The sequence below is a fragment of the Ruminococcus sp. SR1/5 genome (genome assembly GCF_000209835.1).
Lineage (GTDB): Bacteria > Bacillota > Clostridia > Lachnospirales > Lachnospiraceae > Blautia_A > Blautia_A fusiformis.
This window is the reverse complement of record NC_021014.1, coordinates 1,158,041-1,182,114: the sequence shown is the minus strand read 5'-3', so window position 1 is coordinate 1,182,114 and position 24,074 is coordinate 1,158,041. Positions and strand designations below refer to the sequence as shown.

Here is a 24,074-nt window from a genome sequence, read left to right as displayed (position 1 = left end):
CATCCAACACCATCCGCATCCACACACATCGGCTCAACCTCACACATCCAACACCGCAGCATACATACACAAGTCAACAACCTCACACCACCACAACCAAGAACTCCTAAAAAAGCCCGAGGGGTGTGCAGAGGGGCCATGGCTTTATGGCCCCTTTGCGGTTTTCCTCTTTTCCCACAAAACCCCCAAAAAATATCTTTTTACCCACATTTCACTCAAAAGTTTGCATAAAAATTAACAAAATTTTAGTTGTTTTTACCATAAAAAAGGTGTATCATATAAAAATCAATTATAAACAATAAACAAACAAGGAGGGCGCTATGGAACAAATCCTAAATAAACTTTCGGAAATCGAAGCTACAGCCAATGCCATCATGCAGAACGCTGCGCGACAGAAACAGGCTCTCTCGGAAGAAGCAGAAAAACAGACGAAGGAATTCGACGCTTCACTTGAAAAAGAAACCAGCGACGAGATCCGGAAGATCCGTGAAGATCTGGCCCGTGAGAAAGACGCCCGGATCAATGAGCTTCGTGCAGAAACTGAAGACCAGCTTTCCAGGCTGGATGCCTATTACGAAGCTCATCACGAAAGTCTTTGCAGTGAGCTGTTTCAGAAAATAACAGGCATCACCGAAACCTGAAGGGAAAGGAAGTGATTCAATGGGCTCTGTCCTCTCATACAGCGGACTCTCCACCAAGATCCGCGCCATGCAGAGCAGGCTTGTGACAGATGAGCAGCTGGAAGAAATCGTTCAGCTTCCCAATGTCCCCCAGGTAACAGCCTACCTGAAACGGACTCCCGAATATCAGAATATCTGGTCCGGTCTCGATGAAAATGCTCTTCACCGCGGACAGATAGAAAAACTCCTGAAGAAATCCATCTTCCTGAATTTTTCAAGGCTTTACCACTTTGCAAATCAGGAACAGCGAACGTTCCTGTCGCTTTACTCGAAGCGTTATGAGATCCGCGTCCTGAAAGAGATCATGACGAATCTCTTTGACCACCGGGACACCGATTCCGTGGATATTTCTCCCTACCGCGATTTTTTCAGACATCATTCCAAGCTGGACATTGACAGGCTTGCCGCCTGCACCAATATGGATGAATTCATTGCGGCACTGAAGGGAAATGATTTTTTTATTCCGCTGTCTCAGGTCAATGAACGTGGAAATGCCACGCTTTTTGACTTCGGCATGGCACTTGACCTTTCGTATTTTTCACAGATCTGGAATGTGCGGAAGAAGCTTTTCAAAGGTAACGATCTGAAACAGATCACCAAGGCTTACGGCGAAAAATTCGATATGCTGAACCTGCAGTTCATCCAGCGCTCCAAACGCTGCTTTCAGATGGAACCGGCTGCCATTTACGCATTGCTGGTCCCCATGAACTACAAGCTCCGCAAAGAAGAGATCACCACCCTTGTGGAGGCCCCTACACCGGAAGAATTCCGCCGTATCTTCAATGGAACTTATTATGGTAAGAAATACGAACAGCTGACCGTCGCCAGTCTGGAAGAATTTTATAACTATATTCTTCGCAGCATACTGGAACAGGAAGCACGCAAGGATCCCTACTCCGTGGCAGTCATCTATTCCTATTTATATCACAAAGAACATGAAGTCAACCGTCTGACCATTGCCCTTGAATGCGTGCGCTATGGCGTGGACCCAGAACAATCCCTGCGTTATATACGCAACGGTTAATAACCAGGAGGTAGCAACGTGATTGAAAAAATGAATTTTCTGAGCATCACCGGTCCCAAAGCAGATATCGACCGGGTTGTAAACACCTACCTGTGCAAGTACGAGATCCATCTGGAAAACGCTCTCTCAGAGCTGACCACAGTAGAAAGTCTGACGCCTTTCCTGGAGGTCAACCCCTACAGAGATGCCTTAAATTCCATCAATACCATTTATGAGGAGCTGAAAACTCCTCCGGCCACTTCCAACAGAAGCCCGGGTATTGAAACAGCACTTTCCACAGTAAAGGAGATCCGCTCCCAGGCGGATCAGCTCCAGAAGGAACAGTCCGAACTGGAAGAAACATGTTCCTCTCTGGAAGAGTCACTGCGGATCATACGTCCCTTCCGAAATATTGATTATGATATTTCATCCATACTTCATCTGAAGTATATCCATTTTCATTTCGGACGTATCGAGAAACAGTACTATGAGAAATTCAAGAAATATATTTACGACAATCTGAACACGATCTTCCTTAAATGCGATGAAGATGACCAATACGTCTGGGGCGTTTACTTCGTACCGAAGCATGAAGCGCACAAAATCGATGCCGCCTACTCTTCTATGCACTTTGAGAAGATCTTTGTGCCGGATAATTATACCGGAACTGCCCAGCAGGCATTTTCAAGCGTAAGCAAACAATACGAGGATGCCCTGAAGCATCTGGAATCACAGAAACAGAAATACCAGAGATTTCTTGCGGATCAGGCAGAAACCATCGTTACCGCCAGAAACACGCTTCTTCAGTTTTCCAGAAATTTCGATGTCCGGAAAGCGGCAGCCTGCACCGGAAAGCATGAGAATTTTTATATTCTCTGCGGCTGGATGACAGAAGCCGACACCAGAGCTTTTCAGGCGGACATTGCTTCCGATGAACGGATCTTCTGTCTGGTCGACGGCGAAGACACCAACACACCGGAACACGATCCGAGCCATCAGCCGCCAACCAAACTGAAAAATCCAAAACTTTTCAAACCCTTTGAAATGTATGTAAAAATGTACGGACTTCCTGCCTATGGCGAGATGGACCCCACCTGGTTTGTTGCCATCACATACTCCTTTATTTTCGGAGCCATGTTCGGTGATGCCGGCCAGGGACTCCTGCTTTTTATCGGCGGATTGCTCCTGTACAAGCTGAAGCATATCGATCTTGCCGGAATCATCAGCTGCGCCGGAGTATTTTCCACATTTTTCGGTCTGATGTTCGGAAGCATCTTTGGATTTGAGGATGTCATACCTGCTCTGTGGCTGCGGCCTGTGGACAGTATGACGACCATACCTTTTATCGGAAAACTGAATACCGTATTTATCGTTGCCATCGGATTCGGCATGGGAATCATCCTCCTGTGTATGGTTTTCAACATCATCAATTCATTTAAAACGCATGATGTTGAAAAAACCTGGTTTGACACCAACGCTGTGGCAGGACTTGTATTTTATGGCTCCGCAGTTCTCTGCATCGGACTCTTTGTATCCGGGCATGCAGTTCCGGGTGGTGCAGTCCTTGCCATTATGTTTGGTTTACCGCTGCTTCTTATTTTCTTCAAGGAGCCTCTTACAAACCTGGTAGAAAAAAAGGCCGAGGTTATGCCAAAAGAAAAAGGCATGTTTATCGTACAGGGTATTTTTGAACTGTTCGAGGTTATCCTGAGCTACTTTTCCAATACACTCTCCTTCGTGCGTATCGGTGCTTTTGCAGTCAGCCACGCAGCTATGATGGAGGTTGTACTTATGCTTGCAGGCGCAGAAAACGGCAGTCCGAACTGGATCGTCATCATTCTCGGAAACCTGTTCGTATGCGCTATGGAGGGCCTGATCGTAGGTATCCAGGTACTCCGTCTGGAATATTACGAAATGTTCAGCCGTTTTTACAAGGGCAGCGGACGGAAATTCGAGCCGTTCTGCTCAAAAAACAAATAAAATGCCAGAGTCGGAACGCATTCTGATCCGGGCATTCAATTAAACGAATATTAAGGAGGTCATCATCATGACAGTCATTACACAGATCACAATCGCAGTTGCACTTGTACTCAGCATCATTCTTCCATTTGGTTATTATCTTCTCGGCGAAAAAAGCCGCGGCCGCTACAAAACAGCTCTTGGTGTCAACGCCTTTTTCTTCTTCGGGATCATGCTTGTTGCCATTGCAGTAACATTTGCAGGCGGAGCTTCCGTACAGGCTGCTACAGGCGCTGACGCAGGCCTTGCAACAGGTATGGGTTACATCGCAGCAGCACTTGTTACCGGACTTTCCTGTATCGGTGGTGGTATTGCCGTTGCCAGTGCGGCAAGCGCAGCACTTGGAGCGATCAGTGAGGATCAGAGCATCCTTGGTAAATCTCTTATCTTCGTAGGTCTTGCCGAAGGTGTTGCTCTTTATGGACTGATCATCTCCTTCATGATCCTGGGTAAACTTTGATATGAAAATGTATCTGATCAGTGACAATATTGATACTCTGACAGGAATGAGACTGGCCGGTGTAGAGGGTGTGATCGTTCATGAGCACGACGAGCTGAAGAAAGCTCTGGAGCGCACCATCGCAGACAAAGAGATCGGAATCATACTCCTGACCGAAAAATTCGGCCGGGAGTTTCCTGAGATCATTGATGATGTCAAGCTTCATCACAAAACACCTCTCATCATTGAAATTCCTGACAGACATGGTACCGGCCGCAGACCTGATTTCATTACATCTTATGTAAATGAGGCCATCGGATTAAAATTATAGGCAGGTGATATTATGACAATTGAAGAGAAGCTTAAACACTTCTATGACACCTCCGTGGACGAAGCACGCCGTCAGGCGGAAAAAGATGTCCGGGAACACAAGGAATCCCTGGATGCCGCACTGGAGGAACATAAAAAAATGTCTCTGGGAAATGCTGCCAGTTCCCGCAAAGCCGAGATCGCAAACGCAAAGCGTGAGATCAACAAGGCACTTTCCGCAGAGCAGCTTCACATCCGGCGAAACTGGACTGCCAGACAGAGCCGCTTAAAAGAAAAACTTTTTGCAGATGTCCGGGTACAGATCCTGAAATTCATGGAATCTCCCCGCTATGAAGAATATCTTTGTACAAAGATCGAGGAAGCTGTCTGCTTCGCGGAACACGATGAGATCCAGATCTATCTTTCAAAAGAAGATGAACCCCGTCTGAAGTCTCTCACTGTAAAGACCGGTTTCCCGCTGAAGGTTTCCGATGAATCCTTTATCGGCGGGATCAAGGCGATAATCCCTGAAAAAAATATCCTCATCGACAATTCCTTTGAGGAAGGCTATCAGGCAGCTTACAGAGAATTCAAATTTGACGGAGGTCCAGCACATGAGTAAAACAGGTATTATCTACGGTGTTAACGGTCCTGTTATCTACCTCAAGGGCGACACCGGATTCAAGATCTCCGAGATGGTCTATGTAGGCCCCGAAAAACTGGTTGGAGAAGTCATCGGTCTTAAGAAACATATGACGACCATACAGGTTTTTGAGGAGACTACAGGGCTGAAACCCGGAGAAACTGTTATCGGAACAGGAGACGCTATTTCCGTTCTCCTTGGTCCGGGAATCATCCACAATATTTTTGATGGTATCCAGAGACCTCTGGCAGAGATTGCCCAGGCCTCTGGAAAATATATTTCCCGTGGTGTCAGCGTTGACTCTCTTGACACAGAAAAAAAATGGGAAACCCACATTACCGTAAAGGAAGGTGACGTCATCGGTGCAGGCACGGTTATTGCCGAGACACAGGAAACCGCCTCCATCCTTCACAAATCCATGGTTCCGCCCACGATCACACACGGAACCGTTATCCATGCAGCTCCTGACGGTGCCTATACCGTTCTGGAGCCCATTGTTACCATCCGCCTTGATGACGGAACTGAAAAAGAACTGGCACTTGCCCAGAAATGGCCGATCCGTGTTCCACGACCGACCTACAAGCGTTTCCCGGCCAGCGTTCCGCTCCTTACCGGTCAGCGAATCCTGGATACCCTTTTCCCGATTGCCAAGGGAGGCACTGCCGCAGTTCCTGGCGGATTCGGAACAGGAAAAACCATGACACAGCACCAGATCGCCAAGTGGTCTGACGCAGATATCATCATCTACATCGGCTGTGGCGAGCGTGGAAACGAGATGACACAGGTTCTTGAGGACTTCAGCAAGCTGATCGACCCGAAATCCGGAAACCTGATGATGGACCGTACCACACTGATCGCCAACACCTCCAACATGCCGGTTGCAGCCCGTGAGGCTTCCATCTACACAGGTGTTACACTTGCCGAATATTACCGTGATATGGGTTATGATGTAGCGATCATGGCAGACTCCACATCCCGATGGGCCGAGGCTCTCCGTGAGCTTTCCGGACGTCTGGAGGAGATGCCTGCAGAGGAAGGCTTCCCTGCATATCTGGCAAGTAAGCTTTCCGCCTTCTATGAGCGCGCGGGAATGATGCAGAACCTGAACGGAACAGAGGGTTCCGTATCCATTATCGGTGCAGTTTCCCCTCAGGGTGGTGATTTCTCCGAGCCGGTCACACAGAATACCAAACGTTTTGTCCGCTGTTTCTGGGGACTGGACAAGGCTCTTGCCTATGCCCGTCACTTCCCTGCCATCCAGTGGCTGACCAGCTACAGCGAATATCTGGAGGACCTGACTCCCTGGTACAGAGAGCATGTCTCCCCAAAATTTGTTTATGACAGAAACCAGATCATGGCTATCCTCAACCAGGAAAGCTCTCTTATGGAGATCGTCAAGCTGATCGGAAGCGATGTTCTTCCGGATGATCAGAAGCTGACGCTGGAGATCGCCAGAGTCATCCGTCTGGGCTTCCTGCAGCAGAACGCTTTTCACCAGGAGGACACCAGTGTTCCTATGGAAAAGCAGTTCCTGATGATGGAAACCATCCTCTATCTCTACGAAAAGTGCCGTGCCCTTGTAAACCGTGGCATGCCGGTTTCCGTGCTGAAGGAGGATAAGATCTTTGAACGTATCATCGCCATCAAATACGAGGTTCCAAATAAAGAGCCGGAGCGTTTTGATGAATATCATAAAGATATCGACCGCTTCTACGACAATGTACTGGAAAGAAACGGTTAAAGGAGGGATCAGTTTATGGCAATCGAATATCTTGGCCTGAGTGAAATAAACGGCCCTCTTGTTGTCCTTGAGGGTGTAAAAAACGCATCTTACGAGGAGATCGTGGAATTCCACATGGAGGACGGCACTCAAAAGATCGGCCGTATCGTGGAAATCTATGAGGACAAGGCCGTTATCCAGGTTTTTGAGGGAACTGACAATATGTCCCTCGGCAATACACACACACGTCTTACCGGACATCCTATGGAGATCGGGCTTTCTCCTGAGATCCTGGGACGTACCTTTAACGGTATCGGCCAGCCCATTGACGGGCTTGGCGAGATCACACCGGAGGTCAGCCTGAACATTAACGGGCTTCCGCTGAATCCGGTAACCCGTGAATATCCACGAAACTATATCAACACCGGTATCTCCGCTATTGACGGACTGACCACACTGATCCGCGGCCAGAAGCTGCCGATCTTTTCCGGTAACGGTCTTCCACATGATAAGCTGGCTGCACAGATCGTTCAGCAGGCTTCCCTGGGAGCAGACTCCGATGAAAAATTCGCCATTGTTTTTGCGGCAATGGGTGTGAAATACGACGTAGCGGAATTCTTCCGCAGGACCTTCGAAGAAAGCGGTGCGTCCGACCACGTTGTGATGTTTTTGAACCTTGCAAACGATCCGGTTGTAGAGCGTCTTCTGACACCGAAGATCGCCCTCACTGCCGCTGAGTATCTTGCTTTTGAAAAAGGCATGCATATCCTGGTAATCCTGACTGATATCACCTCCTTCTGTGAGGCCATGCGAGAGGTTTCCTCCTCCAAGGGTGAGATCCCTTCCCGAAAGGGTTATCCCGGATATCTGTACAGTGAGCTTGCAACCCTTTACGAGCGTGCGGGAATCGTCCGTGGCGGCACCGGTTCTGTAACCCAGATCCCAATCCTGACCATGCCAAACGACGACATCACACACCCGATCCCCGACCTTACCGGATATATCACAGAAGGCCAGATCGTACTGGACCGCCAGCTTCACGGTCAGGCGATCTATCCGCCGATCAATGTTCTGCCATCCCTGTCCCGTCTGATGAAGGACGGTATCGGTGAAGGCTTCACACGTGCTGATCATCAGGATGTTGCCAACCAGCTCTTCTCCTGCTACGCAAAGGTAGGCGATGCAAGAGCTCTGGCATCCGTTATCGGTGAGGATGAGCTTTCTCCGCTGGATAAGCAGTACCTTGTATTCGGAAAAGCCTTCGAGGCAGAGTTTGTAGGACAGTCAGAAACAGAGAATCGAAGCATCATCGAAACTCTGGATAAGGGCTGGGAGCTTCTTGGCCTTCTTCCAAGAGAAGAGCTCGACCGTATCGATACCAAAGTTCTGGATCAGTATTACAGAGAAACCGTCCGTTAGTGAGGTGATTTTATGGATCCGAATACCTTTCCCACCAAGGGAAATCTCATACTTGCAAAAAACTCTCTGGCTCTTTCCAAACAGGGCTATGAGCTTATGGACAAAAAGCGTAATATCCTGATCCGTGAAATGATGGAGCTGATCGATCAGGCAAAGGATATCCAGTCCCAGATCGATGAGACCTTCCGTACCGCTTACGCGGCTCTTCAGAAGGCAAATATGGAAATTGGAATCGCTTTCGTAGACCAGATCTCTCATACCGTTCCTGTGGAAGATTCCATCCGGATCAAAACCAGGAGTGTCATGGGAACCGAGATCCCTCTTGTGGAATATGACAAAAAAGCAGGCAACACACCGACCTACGCCTACTACAGCACCAAGCTGTCCCTGGACGAGGCCAAGGCAGCCTTCGAGCGTGTAAAGGAGTTGTCCATCCAGCTCTCCATGATCGAAAACGCCGCCATCCGTCTTGCCACCAACATCAAAAAACCCAGAAGCGTGCCAATGCGCTGAAAAACATCACCATCCCCAGATACGAAACTCTCACCCGAGATATCACCAATGCTCTGGAAGAAAAAGAGCGTGAAGAGTTTACACGTCTGAAGGTGATCAAACGTATGAAACAAAATAGTTAAAAAATCCTCCGCAGATCTTTCCGGTTCTGCGGAGGATTTTTTGGTTATCCACATTTATCCACACCTGAAAATGACTTTTCAACACCTTGCAGTGATCGTTTTAACTGGGCACTGTTCTTTTTTATCCTCATTTCCATACATCCGAGAGTCCCCCTTTTAAATAGATTAGTTTTTTAAGAATTCATTTGCTATTATCTGATTATTTGTTTTTATTCTTTTATATTATGTCTTTTTTGCAATAAATTTTATGATATTTAGAATTTAAAAATGTCAATAGTTTTAAAAACTTTTTTCCCATTTTTTACAATTTTATCATTTTACACAAAACATATGTTTAAATTTATTTATGTAAATCAGGTCATCCACATGGTTATCCTTGTGGATAATGTGGATAAATTTGTGCATAACTTGATTATTGGCGGATTTGCGGATTTTTGTCATGTGGAAAACTTTTTGGAAAGTTTTTCACTTATCCACCATGGTTCGACAAGTTTTGTGCATATTGCCAGAACGACCTTTTCAGGGCTGATATTGCCCGTATCCGCACGCACCTGTCTAATGTTGCCAATCCTCTCCGATTTTATATCAAGCCTTTCTTTTTGCAGCTTTTTATGGTATTTCTCATGCGTGCGGTCTTGACATCAGCACTGTTTTTTGTTAATGTGAAAACACTAAAACAACGTGTGGATTTTTCAGTTTTGAACTTTTTTCGCCACACAATCTGTCCGATTCGAGAAGACAGATTGTGTGGCTTTTATTATGCACAAAAAACACGCTCTGTTTTCCGCACCTGATATTCTTACGATTCTGATATAAAGGGGGATTTTTCATGAACAGCACATTTATGAAGGAAAAGCCTGTCGGCCCGCTGCTGGCATCCATGGCGCTGCCTATGGTCTTTTCCATGCTTGTAAACTCACTATACAACATTGTGGACAGCTTCTTCGTGGCACAGATCAGCGAGCAGGCCATGACCGCCCTGTCCCTTGTCTATCCGATCCAGAACATGATTAACGCCGTTGCCATTGGCTTCGGAATCGGAATCAACGCCAGAGTTTCCTATCACCTTGGCGCAGGGGACAAAAAAATGGCAGACACTGCTGCAACCCACGGATTTTTTCTGTCTGTGATCCACGGGATCCTGATGACTGTGATCAGCATCGCTGTTATGCCCGTATTCCTTCAGATGTACACCCAGGATGAAACCGTGATCCGGATGGGGCTGGAGTATTCTACCATCGTTTTCCTGTTTTCCACAGTAATTACCATCAGCCTTTTCTTCGAAAAACTTTTCCAGGCTGTAGGACGGATGAAAGTATCCATGCTCGCCCTGCTTGTGGGATGTATCAGCAACATCATCCTGGACCCGTTCCTGATCTGGGGAATCGGCTTTTTCCCGAAGCTGGGTATCCGGGGCGCAGCTCTGGCTACTGGCATCGGCCAGGTGCTCACCATTGCGGTCTATATGGTCTTTTATATCCTGAAGCCTATTCCTGTACGTGTAACGCCCAAAGCCCTGAAAACAAGCAAAGAAACGGATCTGAGCCTGTATGCCATCGGTGTTCCCGCGATCCTGAACCTGGCACTGCCATCGTTTCTGATCTCTTTTCTGAACTCCGTGCTGGCCGCTTACTCGGACAGCTATGTGGTGATCCTTGGCATTTATTACAAACTGCAGACCTTCCTGTATCTCCCGGCCAACGGAATCATCCAGGGAATGCGCCCGCTGATCGGCTACAACTTCGGTGCCCGTGAGATGAAGCGTGTGAAAAAAATCTTCCGGCTCACCCTGGAATCCAGCTGTGTGATCATGCTCTTTGGAACCGTTATCTGCCTCCTGGCATCCGGACAGCTTATGGGACTTTTCACAACTACCCCGGAAACCATTGCCGCTGGCTCCAGAGCACTGAAGATCATCAGCGCCGGCTTTCTTGTTTCTGCTGTATCCGTTACCACTTCCGGTGCCATGGAAGGCCTTGGAAAAGGCACGCAGTCCCTTGTAATTTCCCTTTTCCGCTATGTGGTCGTTATCATGCCCACCGCATATCTTCTGTCCCATTTTATGGGTCCTGATGGCGTGTGGAACGCATTCTGGATCACAGAGGTGTTTACAGCCATCGTTTCTGTCATGATTTATTACAAAACGTTGAAAAAAGCCTGAGAATGCAAATGTCCGGCCCACCGGCCTGTTTGCAGCCACCTGCAGGTTTACGTCCCGAAAGCACAAAAAGCTTCGATCCACTCTCTGAGCACATCGCTCATCGATGAGAGTTAGATCGAAGCTTTCTTTATTAACCAAATCAGGAAAATCCCTTGAGTGATCGCTGATCTCCTCTTGACTCAAACGGATATCCGTGATCTGCGTTCATTTAATTCGCGGAAATTTCCTCTGTATTTCTTACAGCAGTCCCTTCTCACGGATCAGCTTTAAAGCGCCTTCATCGGCCACTACCGTCACATCCGGGTGAAGCTGCAGGATAGATGCCGGCACGTTGGGCGTGATCGGTCCGTAGAGAGATTTGTAAAGGGCATCTGCCTTTGCCTCTCCGGTAGCGACCAGAAGGATTTTCTTTGCAGTCATGATGTTTTTGATACCCATGGTATATGCCTGCTTCGGCACATCATCCATAGTCTCAAAGAATCTTGCATTTGCCTTGATGGTGCTCTCCGTAAGGTCTACGCAGTGAGTCTCCTTCTCAAATGCTGCACCCGGCTCGTTGAAGCCGATGTGACCATTTCCGCCGATTCCAAGCAGCTGCATATCGATACCACCCACGCTGCGGATGATCTCATTGTAATCCGCGCAGGCTTTCTCACTGTCCTCTTCCAGTCCGTTTGGCACATAGGTTCTTGCCTTATCGATATTTACATGGTCAAACAGATTTGTGTTCATAAAATAACGATAGCTCTGATCGTTGTCTCCGGAAAGTCCTTTGTATTCATCAAGATTTACGGATGTGATCTGCGAAAAGTCCAGATCTCCTTTTTTGTACCACTCGATCAGCTGCTTGTACATTCCCACCGGTGTGGAGCCTGTAGCAAGTCCAAGAACAGCATTTGGCTTCATGATGATCTGTGCAGACATGATGTTTGCCGCTTTTCTGCTTACGTCATAGTAATCTTTTCCTGTATAAATAATCATAATCTTTTTCCTTCTCCTTGTTTCGTATAGCTGATTTTCTTGTTGCGTAAAACGTTTCGTTTTTTTGCCAAGACTATCTTACCGCATCCGAAGCAGCTTTTCAAGTAAAATCATAGGGCAAAAATCATTTTTCCTATTTTTTACAATTATTTCGTCTTGTTTTTGTGTATTTTTTCGTATCAGGTTTTGTTAAACGTTTCATTTTTATCAATTTTCTGTACAATATGCTCGTTTTTTCTGATACTTTATGTGTAAAAAATGCCATGTGTATTGAGGCATTTTCTTTTTCATGATATAATATGAAAATACTCTATTATCTGTAAATGTATCAGAACCGGAGGTTTTACATGAACGTTACGATCAATGATATCGCCCGTGCGACAGGCCTGTCCACCGCAACGATCTCCAAATATATAAACCACAAAAAAATACGGGAAGAAAATCGTATCCTTATAGAAAAGGCAATTCAGGAGCTTGGATATACCCCAAACCGGAATGCCCAGCTTCTTCGTGCCAAAAACACACATACCATCGGTATCCTGATCTCAGATCTTGGTAATTATTTCTGGGGCGAGCTTGTCAACTCCATTATCAAGCATTTCACGGATCATGGCTATACAGTTATTGTCTGTTCTTTCTTTTTTGAACATCAGAAGGAGATCGATACGATACAGGATATTATCTCCCAGCACTTTGACGGAGTTATCATGCTCCCATCCTGCTGGCATGATGACCTGTACCAGCTTTTACAGAATGCCGGCATACCTGTTGTAATGCTCGATCAGATTCCTGCTTCCATGAGACATTTTCCTGTAGACTGTGTTATTTCTGATAATTACAGAGGCGGTGCACTGCTGGCAGAGCACCTTTTGGAAAAAGGCCACACAAAGGTCTGGATCATGGAACAGTATCTGGACTCCTACACCATCGAGCAGCGGATCCAGGGCTTTGTGGATGTATATCAGAAAAATGGCATTGACCTTCTGAAACAGCAGGATTCTTTTCCCCCTGTTTCTTTTGGTTCCACTGCAGAAACGATCACCCAGAGCAACCTGCATTTCCAGAAGCTTATGGATTCTTCCGATCCCCCTACTGCTGTTTTTTTTGACTGCTATCTCTCCGCAATGGGTGGTTTAAGCGCTGCCAGCCAGGCACGGATTTCCGTTCCTCAGGATATTTCCTTTGTGTGCTTTGATGATGATCCGCTTTTCAAGACCATGAGCGCGACTATGACCTGCGTCTCACAGGATCTGACAAGCATGGGGAAACATGCTGTGGAATTACTTTTAAAAAGGATCCATGGAGACTATACGGATTTTCCCAAAATAGACATGCTGGATGTTGTATTCCACCCGCGGCGCTCCGTAAAAGACCTGTCCGAACACAACAGTACAGCATCCGGAAAGGATTGATTTATGAGTGCAACCATCAAGGACATTGCCAGAGAAACCGGTCTGGCATTGGCCACCATTTCAAAATATATCAACGGCGGAACTGTACGGCCGCAAAACAAAAAGCAGATCGACGAAGCGATCCGAAAACTGAATTACGTTCCACGAAACACGGCCCGGGGACTTCGTTCCTCCAAGACTTACCGTATCGGTCTGGTATCCGGTCCTCCCAATACTCCGCATAATGCTTTTCTTCTGAGCAAAATAGAAAACACCATGCGCGCTCACGGTTATTCTCTCACATTTATGAGCGGCGACAAATATAAGGATCATGTCAATAAATTCGTCCCTCACATGCTCCGCTCCGGGATCGACGGCCTTATCATTACCTCTTTCAGTCTGAACCAGGACATCTGTTCTGCTGTGGAACACGCCAAAATCCCTGTTGTGGAGCTGGAAGAACACAGCCATTTCCACCGTACAGACTGTGTACAGACCAGCTGTACCTCCGGAGCCTACGAGATCGTGGAGCATCTGATAAAAATGGGGCATCAGAAGATCGCCCTTGTCACCGGTTCCCCTGCATCCTATACTGCATGTGAACGAAAAAAAGGCTATCTCCGGGCACTGGAAGACTACGATATTCCTGTTAACCCCGATTATATCATCGCTGAAAATTACACAAACGACTTTGGATATCAGGCAATGCAGAAATTATGGAATCTTCCGGAACGTCCGACTGCCGTATTTTCTGCGAACTATACACTATGCCTCGGTATTTATGAAGCGATCTACAGCCTTGGCATCCGGATCCCGGAAGACCTGTCTGTTGTCTCCTTTGATGATTTTGAACTGTCCATGCTGCTTTCTCCTCAGCTGACCGCTGTCCGTCAGCCGCTGACCGGTCTGGCAGAGCAGGCCTGTGATCTGCTGCTTCGCAGAATGAACGGAGACTACAGTGATTTTCCAAGGACGATACGCCTGAAGCCAGAATGTATCTACCGGGATTCCGTGCGTGATCTCTTTTCTGACGCTAAGTAATGCAAAGCAACTTTTATTACGGCAATTTCGGGAAGCACAACAGGCATTTTCATTCCGATCTACCCGCATATTCTGAGCATCTGAACCACTGCAATAATTTCACAGCTTTTACAAAGGGCACAGACCGTCACCGACACAGTCGATGATACGGTCTGTGTTCCTTCTGTATATATCCGTTATATCTGTCACAGCAGTCTCAGCAGCATATCTCCGGTTCCCACATTGTATCCGCTGGTTGCATAAATCCCATTCAGGCTTTTGTTTGTCACAATGATCAGCGGAAGCTTATCCGGATCTACGTACATTCTTCTTCCCAGTGTATTGATGAGCTCTGAAAAATCATCATATAAGATCTGAATATTTCCAAGCTTGCCCAGTGCTCTTGAAAGGGTAGGGGTCTCCAGCGCTTTTTTGCTTTTTACTACAAAAATGATCCTCTTCGCATATCGGGAAAAAGCTTCTTCCTGCTCCATCATCTCATTTAAGATATGCTCCGTCGGTTCTTTCTCCTCTTCCAGAAACGCCAGGATATGCTTCCCATCTGCCGTCAGTTCTGACGCCTTCACGGTGCTTCCATCTTCTTTTCTGAGAGTAAATTCCGGTATGGAGATATTCTCCAGCATGTCTTCCAGGTTTGCATTCCGAAATGCCAGCTCCACCCTCTTCATTTCTCCGATCTGAACCTCAAAATAATACTCCGCTGCAAATATATTTCCATTTGGCAGTCTGTTTGAGGTAAGAATCCTGTAATTTCCCGCTTCCAGCGGCAGCTTCATCACCTGATCTCTGAAATTTTCGGCTTCCAGCTTCCGTGTGATATATTTTCCGGCTTCCAGTTTTGCGATGCTCCAGTTCTGGAAATATTTCCACTGTGTATCCGCACTTGCCTTCAGAAGGATCGATGCCTTTTTCTCCGTTTCCGCAGATACTGAGATGAATTTTCCGTTTTTCATATACTCCATGGAACGGTCATGAGGGTTCAGGCGTGCCGGAATCCCCAGTGTTCTCGCCATTGCCACAAAAAGGATCTTCTTTGACAGAATGCTTCCTGTTCCCGTTTTCAGACATCCGGACGGCGTGGTGATCACACTGCTGCGTTCTTTCTCCGGGCTGGAAACGATCTTATCCTCAATCCACTTCCAGATCTTCGCCGGCTCCTTTTGCAGCATATTTTTCTCTTCTTCCGACAGCTGCTCAAGAATCGTTTTTCTGTATTTCTGCAAAACTTCATCGTCAACTCTCGGGTTCAGTACATATGGTACAAAAATATCTGCATCCATGTTTTTTTCATACGGTAATGCAAATTTCAGGTGCTCCTCCAGAACCTGGCTGATACAGTCTGTTCTGTCTTTCTCTGTGAGGACTTCAAGGAGTTTTTTCTCATTGAAGAATCTCCAGTTTCTTTTTCCAGGAATTTCCGACACTCCAGATTGCTCAGGTTTCTTACCTTCTGTTCCCTGTAAGCGTTTGCCTCTGCCAGACGTCTGCTGCCTCTTTCCTTCTGCTCCGGTGTTGGCATATCTTTATTTACAGGTGCATCATGAGGTGCGATCATATCGATCTCCGTCCACTCCTCATAAAAAATACCCTTTTCTTTTCCTACGGGCATCAGACAGATTTCACAGCAATCCTCTGTTTTTGTATCCATGCTGTTTTCTGCATGCAGCCATTCTCCATCTGCATACATCCTTGCAGAAATATGGATACTTCCAAGCCCTGTTGTCAGGCTGACTTTTCCCAGACTGTCGGTTTTCAGTTCTGCAATCGGGGCATATTCCGAATAATTCAGCACCTCAAAAGAAACTTCTGCACCTTCTGCCGGTTTTCCATGTGAATCCTTTACAGACACAGTGATCTCTTTTGTCAGTGCATATCGTTTCAGCTCGTTGAGCATAGTCACCATACCATCTTTGCCGATCACTTCTCCCTCCGGGATCATGGTATCAAAAACTCTTGAATGGACCATCATGGCCCTTGAGGAAGCGTTGGTAAACCATCCCTTATTCAGGATCTCCTCCGGCTCACAGGCTCCCAGAAAATACCAGCTTCCATCGCACCAGATTTCCACCCAGGCATGATTGTCATCACAATGAGACCACTTTGGTGCATATACCTGACGGGCAGGTACACCAACACTTCTCAGTGCATTAACGGTAAATACAGATTCCTCTCCGCATCTTCCGTTTCCTCTGCGGTATACGGCAAGTGCAGACAGGGTACGATCATCTGTACAATGATAGGTAGCCTCCTGTGCACACCAGTAGTTCACCTCCAGGGCAGCTTCCCGGAAGCTCATTCCCCCAGTTCTCTCTCCGATCTCCCTGCAGAAAAATGTACGGCAGGGTGCGATCTCCTCCTCATTTACTCTGTGAAACAGCACATAATTCAAAAAGATTTCCTCCGGCAGCTCTGCCACCCCGGAGTTTTCCTTCCATAAATATACGCCATTCTCCGCATAATCCAGAAATACTTCAAACGCGTAATTTCCGATATCACTGTACGGCATGAACGCATATAAATATTTGCACGCCAGAGCCACTTCGTCTGTGCATTCCGCAAGCTTTTTATCAATCTCCGCAAAAGCCTGCGGTAACCCCATCACCTGCTCCCGATATTTTTTTCAATCCGATCACGGTTTTCTTTCAGAAAAATCTTCCCCTCAGCCATTATAATTCCTCCAGAACTTTCTTTGCAGCACGAACATTTTCAATATCTGTACGCCATATCTCATATTCACTGAATGTCGGAAGTCCCATATTGACACCTTCCTTGCGAAACTGCATCGCACTGTCCGTTACAACCTTGCCGCTCATATGATAAGCCTTGATCCCGGTAAGAGGATAAAGCTGGCGGATCACTTCCGCACCGACGCCACTCCCCGCCTGGATGGTGATACGTCCCTGACTCCTGGTTTCCAGTTCCTTCAGAAGCTCCGCACCCTGAAGGCAGGTATTCTTCTGTCCGGAGGTAAGAATCGTATCGATTCCCAGCGAGATCGCCTGTTCCATAGCCTCGATCGGATCTGCGCACACATCAAAAGCCCTGTGCAGCGTAACAGACATATCTCCCGCCGCATCCATCAGCTCTTTCATCTGTTCCATATTCAAGGTGCCATCCGGTTTCAGGATACCTACCACGACACCCTCCGCTCCCATTTTGCGGAAATCCTTTACGGCATTCCTTATCATAGAAAATTCCGCATCTGTATAACAGAAATCTCCAAACCGCGGACGGATCAGCGCATGGATCCGGATATCTGAACGCTTCCTTATTTCCTCAAAAAGCCATGGGCCGGGAGTTGTCCCCCCGATGATCAGATTGCTGCAAAGCTCCAATCTGTCCGCACCACCCTCGGCTGCTGCCATGGCGGATTCCACAGAATCCACACAGGTTTCCAGAATATAGTCTTTCATGTAAAAATCCCCCTTTATTACTGTCTGCTCAGAGTAATTTCACTCCGGTATTCCTCAGTATGTTCACAATGGTATCATCCGGAAATTCATCGGTAATGATCCCGCTGATATCATCAAAATGTGTATATTTATAAGATTCGTTAAAATAAAACTTCTCTCTCTCCATAACCACATATTTATGTCTGCTGCTCTGCACTGCCGCCTTCTTGGTCAATCCATCCTCCACTCCGGATGTAGTAACTGCAAAATCTGTCATATCCACGCCACAGCTTCCCAAAAATGCCCGGTCAAAGCTGTACTGCTTGATCACCTCAATGGCCGCAGCTCCCATAAATCCGTTCACCGAACGGTACATAGTTCCCCCTGTGCCTATGGCCGTGATGGACGGATTCGCAGCAAGGATCTGCAGGATATCGATCATATTGCTGACAACCACAACATGCATACCCGACGAAGCGATAAGCCTTGCCAGCTCTATATTTGTAGTGGAAACATCCAGAAAGATCGTTTCGTTATTTTTGATCAGCTTGAAGGCTTTCGCAGCGATCACTTTCTTCTTATCAAGATTGTACATACGCCTGTCTACTACGTTTCTCTCCAGAGGATACTCCTGTGACAGGATCGCTCCGCCGTAAGTCCTCTTTAATCTGCCTGCATTTTCAAGGATCTTGAGATCCTTGCGGATACAATCCTCCGTAACCTGAAACATCTCGCTTAATTCTTTGACCCTGACTTTTCCTTTTTCGCGGAGACATTTCTCTATTGCATTCTGTCGTTCTTCTGTAAACATGGTCCTATCTCCTCATTCCCGATTTTTCTGTGATAAAAGTTCCAGAAATCAATACTCCGCAAAACAATATCCGGCGCATTGATCCCTGGAAAGCCTGTGATTTCAGTATAACAGTTTGATATCTTACTGTCAATTATTTTGTATTATTTTTTATTGTTTTGGCGTATTTTGATCAAATCAAGTAATTTCACTGGTTCAATTGCGAACCTCCGCTTGCCCCCTGTTCCGGGAATCCCTTACAAAGCTGCAAATATCCCCCTGACTCAAAGCCACATGTTCCCTTGCGGAATTATAAAGGTCAATAACCATTGAAAATATTGAATAACTTATGAGGACTTGTCTGTACTCTTCCCGAAACAGACAAGTCCCCACAGTTCCATAACAAATATCCAGTTATGAGCAGATAAAATCAGATTTTTACTATCTGCACATATATTCATCCAGCTCTCTGATAAATTTCTCCGGCATCTTTCTCTCAAACGGGAAAACCTCCGCATTCCCAAGCGCATCCGCAATACATCCCAGAAGGATCGCACTTCTCTCCAGCGACCAGGCAGACAGCAGATCAATCGTATCATAACGGGTATGCATGCCAAAACCATCCCGGTTCAGAGTCATGGCCGGAATTCCCTTCCATGCAAAAGAATTGGAATCACTTCCCCAGATCTGATTCTTCGCAGACGCTCCGATCCCTGTTCCGTCAGCGATCTCAAGAAGCTTATCACAAACAGAAGCCTCTCCCGTCACTCCCAGAACATTTCCTCCGATCAGCTGCCCGGCCAGATCTACATTCATATTAAAACGATGCGCTCCAAGCTCACTCTCATGAACTCTGATATAATCCCGGCTGCCCAGCAAACCCTTCTCCTCAGCACCAAACCACACAAATTCCATAGTCCTGCGCGGTCTATACTGCTGAAAATATCTGCAAAGCTCCATGATGATCGCTGCCCCAGCCATATTATCATAGGCTCCCGGTCCCTCCGGCACCGAATCATAATGCGCCGTAATCGTCAAGATCTCATCTTTCTTATCCGTACCTTCGATCCTCGCCACTACATTACGGGATCTGCACGCCGTCACATCCTGTTCCACAACCAAGCACACCTCAGACGCACCCTCCGTCACCAGCTCCACTGCATCCTTATAATGAAGATTCGCCCCCGGAATCCTGCCACTATATTTTTCCTGCATCTTGTGAATATCCTCTGCAGACTCCGACAATCCTTCTGTCTCTTCTGCTGCATCCCCCGGAAAGATCATCGGCAGGCTGCGCTGACAGGGAACCCTGTCCACTCCTTCATCCAGCGGAGAACCCTCCACACTGATAAAACCAACAGCTCCGGCGCTCACCAGTCTCTGATACACATCACCACTCACCCGGCCATTCACCATAACGATCTTACCCTTCGCCCGGGAAAGACTGACAGCATCCCCATTCTCCACATACAAAAAATCCGCTTTCAGACCTTCTGCCCCAGTATTTCCACATCTTCCATACCCGGTCACCACATACTCCTTCTGATAAGGCTCCACAACCTTAAGCACCGCTCTGTTGATCCGAAAATCCCAAAAATCAAACTCCTCCATCCGATTCTTCACTCCGAAGCTGTCCAAAGTATCCCGGATCATCTTCGCCGCCTTCACTTCCCCCGCAGTACCCGCTTCTCTGACAAAATCAAACCCGGCCAGAAACTCCATCTGCCGCTTACCACTGATTTCCTTTGTATTCATAACCCCACAACCTTTCTGAATTTTATCTAAGTCCCCACCCACTGCTTATTGCTTTTCGCAACCCCGCAGGAGACTTACTTGATTCGGTTAAATTATACACTATTTTTCTTCAAAAAAACTGCCCGCAGCTATTTTTCAGCCAACCCAACCAAAAAATCTCCGCAGACAGTTTATATTTCATATCAGTAAATCATTTATATCTATATCCTAAGCCACAAACGAACCAACCGCAGCCGGAGCCCGGTAATCATAGTCAGAAACCTTGATCCCTGTAGCCGCTGTACTGGCGTGAACGATCTTGCCATCACCAATATAAAGAGCCACATGATCAATACCACCCTCACCATAAAAAACCAGATCACCAGCCTCAATATCCGCAACACTCTTCTTCTCAGAAGCCGAACACTGAGCTGCAGCAACACGAGGAAGCTCATACCCAAACTCCGCAAACACAGACATCACAAACCCCGAACAATCCGCCCCGTTAGTCAGACTCGTACCACCATAAACATAGGGATTCCCCACAAACTGCAGCGCAAAATCCACAATCCCCTGCCGCATCTCCAGACGCGCAGCCTCAGCAGCCTTCCGCTCCTCTTCCGCCTTACGCGCAGCCTCAGCAGCCGCTTCAGCCTCAAGCCTCTCCTGCGCGATCACCTCAGCCTCAGCCTTCGCCTCCTGATACCCCTGAACCTCAGAAACCGTCTTATCCGCCAGAGCACTGGCAAAAGCAGAAATAGAATCCGCACCATCCGAAAAATCATCCTCAATAGAAAGCTCCTCCACATCTCCATCAGACACAGCACTGACACCATCCACATCCGCAAAAACAACAGAAGGAACCACACCCACAAGAACAGCACTCAGAACAACAGCAGCAAATTTCTTATAAAACATAAACAATAAAACTCCTCTCAGAAAACCACGCAGCAGCACCCACCCATTCAGGCAGACATTCACAATCCACTTCGCCACGCTCCTCATTCGCCATTTTGTTACATTTTTATTAAATTTGTTACGCAAGTGTGTATCCTACCATAAAAACCCCCACCTGTCAAACCCCTTTCACAAAACCTTCACACACCAATCAGCCATCCAGCACAGCGACGATGGCTTCCACAAGAAACTCAGCCCTTCCTCCCAGCCATCCAGCGCAGCGACGATGGCGCATCCCTCACCTTCAGACCACAGGAAACTCAGCCTTTCCTCCCAGCCATCCAGCGCAGCGCTGATGGCTCATCCAATTCCCGGGAATCCACTCAATCCTCCAGCCCTCATCAATCCCCACTTCCGCCAGTCGCCCCACACCCCCACCACTACCTCCCGCCCGGAACCGAACAGCCGGGGAGACGGGTGCCGGTTGGCTACGACTCTGCAGGAGGGGAGCTGATTCTTGGCTGGCGGAAATCTGCGTTGTTTTTAAAAAGTCCGCTGTCTGAGCGGCAGCAAGCCGCGAGTTCGGACTTTTTAAAAACGGTTTTAGCAGAATTCCGGCAGCCTAGAAGCCAGCCCCCGACGAAGCCCGGAGCAAACCGGCACCCGTCTCCCAGGCGTCCGGCATCCGCCATCCACCATCCATCATCCACCACAAAAAAAGAGCGCTCCCGCAGCCCATCCAGCCCGCAAAGAACGCTCTCCTAATTTCCATCAGCTTACAATCATACACAATCACCTACGATCAGCATACAATCCCATACGATCGCATCAAATATAACTCATAAACCCCTTCCCAACAACCTCACTACTCTTAGTAACCATCAAAAACGCCTGCGGATCCACCTCATCAATAAACCTCTGCAGAAGCACCGCCTGTCTCACATCAACAACCGTCAGAATAATCTTCTTATCCTTATGCGAATAAACCCCCTCCCCATGATAAACCGTAGCACTCCGCTCCAAACCATTCATAATAAACTCACAGATCTCATCCGGCTTACTGGAAATAATCGTAAAATACTTATTCAGCTTCATTCTCTCAATAGACTTATCGATCAGCAACGTCTTAGCCATAAGCCCCAGTACAGAACAAAGCCCCGTAGTAAGATCAAACACCATAAACGAAACAACAACGATCACACAATCCACCGCAAACAATGCACCCGAAATATTCATCGTAGAATACTTCTTAATGATCATCGCCACAATATCCGTGCCACCACCCGAAGCATTCTCAAAAAACAGCAGCGCCGCAGCCAGCGCCGGCAAAATGATCGCAAAGCAAAGCTCCAGCATAATATTCCCCGTCAGCGCCCTGTCCATAGGAAAAACCTTCTCAAACACATTCAAAAGCAAAGAAGAAACAACCGTAACATAAGCCGTCTTCACTCCAAAATCCCGGCCAAGAACAATAAACCCGATCACCAGCAAAACCAGATTGATCACCAGGTTGATCTGTGCAGACGTCATCGGAATAAAATGCGAAAACACAACCGCCATACCCGAAACACCACCAAAGGAAAAATTATTCGGAAACTTAAATACATAAATCCCCACATCCATCAGAACAACAGCAAATGTGATAATGATATACTCCATCACACGCTTTGGTATCAGATTTTTCATTAAAAAATATCCTCCTGATCTCCTCAAATAATTTTCACCGGTAACTACCGGTCAAAACCAGCAATCCCCGCATCCTCTTCGTTTATCATACCTTATATCACCAAAAATGCAAATAAAAAAGACAGAGAAAAATACATTTCCCTGTCCCTTATATCAACGAGCACGATCAACCACAGCTTACAGCCCGAAAAACCTCTCCAGAAATTCCGCCACACCATCATGATCGTTATCTCCGGTCACCTCATTCGCTGCATCCTTTACATACTGTTTGGAATTGCCCATAGCAACACCGATACCTGCACCCTCCAGCATTTCCAGATCATTCTCATTATCTCCGAAAGCGATCACATGCATCCGGTCAATACCAAGCTTTGTGCGAAGCATAGCAAGACCCACACCCTTGTCCACGCCTGCTGCATTAAACTCCGCATTGCCGCTGATGGAAGTAGTCACTGCCACATCATCCAGATCCTTCCATTTCTCACGAAGTGCCCTGCTGGTCTCCATATCATCAAAATAAATATTGATCTTCTCTGCCTGATCCAGAATATCTTCCTGATGATAAAAATCCTTAACATATTCATGTCTGCTGAGAAAATAATCTACAAAAGTTTTTTCCAGCAGAGCTTTATCCGCTACAGATGCCACATAATCTCTGGCATCCGCATCAGAATAGGCGATTCCGTTTGCATAAGCCTCTGCGATCCAGCCTTTTGCGTCGCTGTTTTCCACATCCTTCAGGATTTTGCTTACCATTCCTTTGGGCATGGTTTTTCGCCAGATCATCTCATTTTTATCGTAATCCCAGACAACACAGCCGTTTTCCACGATTCCCCATTTCACACCCCGGAGCACAGAAAACTCCTGAGGAATCAGCTCTCTGGTCCTTCCGGTTGCCGGCACCACATAATGTCCGTCATCGATCAGACGCTGCAGAACATTTCTGTTCCTTTCAGAAATCTTATTCTCGCTGTTCAGAAGAGTTCCGTCCATATCCACTGCAATGATATATTTTTCCATAATTTCCTCCTGTTTGTCTTTTTCCCACAGGCAAAAAGCGTATCTGCACTGCACCCGGATATCCTTTGGCAGTACAGATACGCACAAATACTCATACCTGCTCTCTGTAAAGCA

The 24,074-nt window shown here is 47.0% G+C and carries 22 protein-coding genes and 1 pseudogene; 13 read left to right on the top strand and 10 right to left on the bottom strand.

What is annotated here, in order from left to right:
- The 11 genes and pseudogenes from CK1_RS06025 to CK1_RS05975 form a co-directional block, all read left to right on the top strand.
- A partial coding sequence (locus CK1_RS06025) for a hypothetical protein (RefSeq protein ID WP_306288797.1) occupies positions 1 to 238 on the top strand: 238 nt, incomplete at its 5' end.
- A gap of 82 nt (positions 239 to 320) precedes the next feature.
- Positions 321 to 641: a hypothetical protein gene (locus tag CK1_RS06020; protein ID WP_015525394.1), complete on the top strand. Its 321-nt coding sequence runs from the start codon at positions 321 to 323 to the stop codon at positions 639 to 641.
- A gap of 19 nt (positions 642 to 660) precedes the next feature.
- Entirely contained in the window at positions 661 to 1,704 is a 1,044-nt protein-coding gene (locus CK1_RS06015; protein WP_015525393.1) for a V0D/AC39 family V-type ATPase subunit, read from the top strand.
- A gap of 18 nt (positions 1,705 to 1,722) precedes the next feature.
- Entirely contained in the window at positions 1,723 to 3,663 is a 1,941-nt protein-coding gene (locus tag CK1_RS06010) for a V-type ATP synthase subunit I (RefSeq protein WP_306288796.1), read from the top strand.
- Between the two features lie 67 nt (positions 3,664 to 3,730).
- The gene (locus CK1_RS06005) at positions 3,731 to 4,162 is read left to right on the top strand and encodes an ATP synthase subunit C (RefSeq protein ID WP_015525392.1); all 432 of its coding nucleotides are present in this window, start codon (positions 3,731 to 3,733) and stop codon (positions 4,160 to 4,162) included.
- A gap of 1 nt (position 4,163) precedes the next feature.
- Positions 4,164 to 4,472, top strand: coding sequence for a V-type ATP synthase subunit F (locus CK1_RS06000; RefSeq protein ID WP_015525391.1), 309 nt, complete (start codon positions 4,164 to 4,166; stop codon positions 4,470 to 4,472).
- 12 nt (positions 4,473 to 4,484) lie between these two features.
- Entirely contained in the window at positions 4,485 to 5,072 is a 588-nt protein-coding gene (locus CK1_RS05995; protein WP_015525390.1) for a V-type ATP synthase subunit E, read from the top strand.
- The gene (locus tag CK1_RS05990) at positions 5,065 to 6,834 is read left to right on the top strand and encodes a V-type ATP synthase subunit A (protein WP_015525389.1); all 1,770 of its coding nucleotides are present in this window, start codon (positions 5,065 to 5,067) and stop codon (positions 6,832 to 6,834) included. The genes CK1_RS05995 and CK1_RS05990 overlap by 8 nt, the downstream gene beginning before the upstream one ends.
- A gap of 15 nt (positions 6,835 to 6,849) precedes the next feature.
- Positions 6,850 to 8,232 carry a V-type ATP synthase subunit B gene (locus CK1_RS05985; protein WP_015525388.1) on the top strand — a complete coding sequence of 461 codons (1,383 nt, stop codon included), beginning with the start codon at positions 6,850 to 6,852 and terminating at the stop codon, positions 8,230 to 8,232.
- A gap of 12 nt (positions 8,233 to 8,244) precedes the next feature.
- Positions 8,245 to 8,867: pseudogene (locus CK1_RS05980) on the top strand (V-type ATP synthase subunit D).
- 829 nt (positions 8,868 to 9,696) lie between these two features.
- On the top strand, positions 9,697 to 11,028 hold the full coding sequence (locus CK1_RS05975) for an MATE family efflux transporter (RefSeq protein WP_015525386.1): 1,332 nt from the start codon (positions 9,697 to 9,699) through the stop codon (positions 11,026 to 11,028).
- Positions 11,029 to 11,265: 237 nt separating this feature from the next.
- Here CK1_RS05975 and nagB read toward each other — a convergent pair whose 3' ends face one another.
- Complete coding sequence (nagB, locus tag CK1_RS05970) at positions 11,266 to 12,009, bottom strand: glucosamine-6-phosphate deaminase (RefSeq protein ID WP_015525385.1); 744 nt, start codon at positions 12,007 to 12,009, stop codon at positions 11,266 to 11,268.
- A 347-nt stretch (positions 12,010 to 12,356) separates the two neighbouring features.
- Between nagB and CK1_RS05965 the strand changes: the two genes are divergently transcribed.
- The gene (locus CK1_RS05965; RefSeq protein WP_015525384.1) at positions 12,357 to 13,421 is read left to right on the top strand and encodes a LacI family DNA-binding transcriptional regulator; all 1,065 of its coding nucleotides are present in this window, start codon (positions 12,357 to 12,359) and stop codon (positions 13,419 to 13,421) included.
- Positions 13,422 to 13,424: 3 nt separating this feature from the next.
- Positions 13,425 to 14,441, top strand: a complete 1,017-nt coding sequence (locus CK1_RS05960) for a LacI family DNA-binding transcriptional regulator (RefSeq protein WP_015525383.1) — start codon at positions 13,425 to 13,427, stop codon at positions 14,439 to 14,441.
- Positions 14,442 to 14,626: 185 nt separating this feature from the next.
- On the opposite strand, the gene CK1_RS05955 is transcribed toward CK1_RS05960, so the two are convergent.
- The 9 genes from CK1_RS05955 to CK1_RS05915 form a co-directional block, all read right to left on the bottom strand.
- A complete protein-coding gene (locus CK1_RS05955) occupies positions 14,627 to 15,721 on the bottom strand; it encodes a transglutaminase-like domain-containing protein (RefSeq protein ID WP_306288795.1) in 1,095 nt (364 codons plus the stop codon).
- A gap of 26 nt (positions 15,722 to 15,747) precedes the next feature.
- Positions 15,748 to 17,040 (bottom strand): transglutaminase domain-containing protein, encoded by a 1,293-nt coding sequence (locus tag CK1_RS05950; RefSeq protein WP_015525382.1) that lies wholly within the window; start codon positions 17,038 to 17,040, stop codon positions 15,748 to 15,750.
- A gap of 67 nt (positions 17,041 to 17,107) precedes the next feature.
- Positions 17,108 to 17,854, bottom strand: a complete 747-nt coding sequence (locus CK1_RS05945; RefSeq protein WP_015525380.1) for a copper homeostasis protein CutC — start codon at positions 17,852 to 17,854, stop codon at positions 17,108 to 17,110.
- Positions 17,855 to 17,882: 28 nt separating this feature from the next.
- A complete protein-coding gene (locus tag CK1_RS05940; RefSeq protein ID WP_015525379.1) occupies positions 17,883 to 18,644 on the bottom strand; it encodes a DeoR/GlpR family DNA-binding transcription regulator in 762 nt (253 codons plus the stop codon).
- Positions 18,645 to 19,064: 420 nt separating this feature from the next.
- Entirely contained in the window at positions 19,065 to 20,378 is a 1,314-nt protein-coding gene (locus tag CK1_RS05935; protein WP_015525378.1) for a M28 family metallopeptidase, read from the bottom strand.
- A gap of 207 nt (positions 20,379 to 20,585) precedes the next feature.
- Complete coding sequence (locus tag CK1_RS05930; RefSeq protein WP_015525377.1) at positions 20,586 to 21,275, bottom strand: C40 family peptidase; 690 nt, start codon at positions 21,273 to 21,275, stop codon at positions 20,586 to 20,588.
- Positions 21,276 to 21,558: 283 nt separating this feature from the next.
- Positions 21,559 to 21,684, bottom strand: a complete 126-nt coding sequence (locus CK1_RS05925; protein WP_306288794.1) for a hypothetical protein — start codon at positions 21,682 to 21,684, stop codon at positions 21,559 to 21,561.
- A gap of 398 nt (positions 21,685 to 22,082) precedes the next feature.
- The gene (locus CK1_RS05920) at positions 22,083 to 22,940 is read right to left on the bottom strand and encodes a YitT family protein (protein WP_015525376.1); all 858 of its coding nucleotides are present in this window, start codon (positions 22,938 to 22,940) and stop codon (positions 22,083 to 22,085) included.
- A gap of 177 nt (positions 22,941 to 23,117) precedes the next feature.
- Positions 23,118 to 23,960, bottom strand: coding sequence for a Cof-type HAD-IIB family hydrolase (locus CK1_RS05915; RefSeq protein WP_306288793.1), 843 nt, complete (start codon positions 23,958 to 23,960; stop codon positions 23,118 to 23,120).
- Positions 23,961 to 24,074: the final 114 nt, after the last annotated feature.

Bases quoted from the DNA above. Each gene is read 5' to 3' on its own strand.
- CK1_RS06020 (WP_015525394.1), top strand. From the start codon at position 321: ATGGAACAAATCCTAAATAAACTTTCGGAAATCGAAGCTACAGCCAAT.
- CK1_RS06015 (WP_015525393.1), top strand. From the start codon at position 661: ATGGGCTCTGTCCTCTCATACAGCGGACTCTCCACCAAGATCCGCGCC.
- CK1_RS06005 (WP_015525392.1), top strand. From the start codon at position 3,731: ATGACAGTCATTACACAGATCACAATCGCAGTTGCACTTGTACTCAGC.
- CK1_RS06000 (WP_015525391.1), top strand. From the start codon at position 4,164: ATGAAAATGTATCTGATCAGTGACAATATTGATACTCTGACAGGAATG.
- CK1_RS05995 (WP_015525390.1), top strand. From the start codon at position 4,485: ATGACAATTGAAGAGAAGCTTAAACACTTCTATGACACCTCCGTGGAC.
- CK1_RS05990 (WP_015525389.1), top strand. From the start codon at position 5,065: ATGAGTAAAACAGGTATTATCTACGGTGTTAACGGTCCTGTTATCTAC.
- CK1_RS05985 (WP_015525388.1), top strand. From the start codon at position 6,850: ATGGCAATCGAATATCTTGGCCTGAGTGAAATAAACGGCCCTCTTGTT.
- CK1_RS05975 (WP_015525386.1), top strand. From the start codon at position 9,697: ATGAACAGCACATTTATGAAGGAAAAGCCTGTCGGCCCGCTGCTGGCA.
- nagB (WP_015525385.1), bottom strand. From the start codon at position 12,009: ATGATTATTTATACAGGAAAAGATTACTATGACGTAAGCAGAAAAGCG.
- CK1_RS05965 (WP_015525384.1), top strand. From the start codon at position 12,357: ATGAACGTTACGATCAATGATATCGCCCGTGCGACAGGCCTGTCCACC.
- CK1_RS05960 (WP_015525383.1), top strand. From the start codon at position 13,425: ATGAGTGCAACCATCAAGGACATTGCCAGAGAAACCGGTCTGGCATTG.
- CK1_RS05955 (WP_306288795.1), bottom strand. From the start codon at position 15,721: ATGGATGCAGATATTTTTGTACCATATGTACTGAACCCGAGAGTTGAC.
- CK1_RS05950 (WP_015525382.1), bottom strand. From the start codon at position 17,040: ATGGGGTTACCGCAGGCTTTTGCGGAGATTGATAAAAAGCTTGCGGAA.
- CK1_RS05945 (WP_015525380.1), bottom strand. From the start codon at position 17,854: ATGAAAGACTATATTCTGGAAACCTGTGTGGATTCTGTGGAATCCGCC.
- CK1_RS05940 (WP_015525379.1), bottom strand. From the start codon at position 18,644: ATGTTTACAGAAGAACGACAGAATGCAATAGAGAAATGTCTCCGCGAA.
- CK1_RS05935 (WP_015525378.1), bottom strand. From the start codon at position 20,378: ATGAATACAAAGGAAATCAGTGGTAAGCGGCAGATGGAGTTTCTGGCC.
- CK1_RS05930 (WP_015525377.1), bottom strand. From the start codon at position 21,275: ATGTTTTATAAGAAATTTGCTGCTGTTGTTCTGAGTGCTGTTCTTGTG.
- CK1_RS05920 (WP_015525376.1), bottom strand. From the start codon at position 22,940: ATGAAAAATCTGATACCAAAGCGTGTGATGGAGTATATCATTATCACA.
- CK1_RS05915 (WP_306288793.1), bottom strand. From the start codon at position 23,960: ATGGAAAAATATATCATTGCAGTGGATATGGACGGAACTCTTCTGAAC.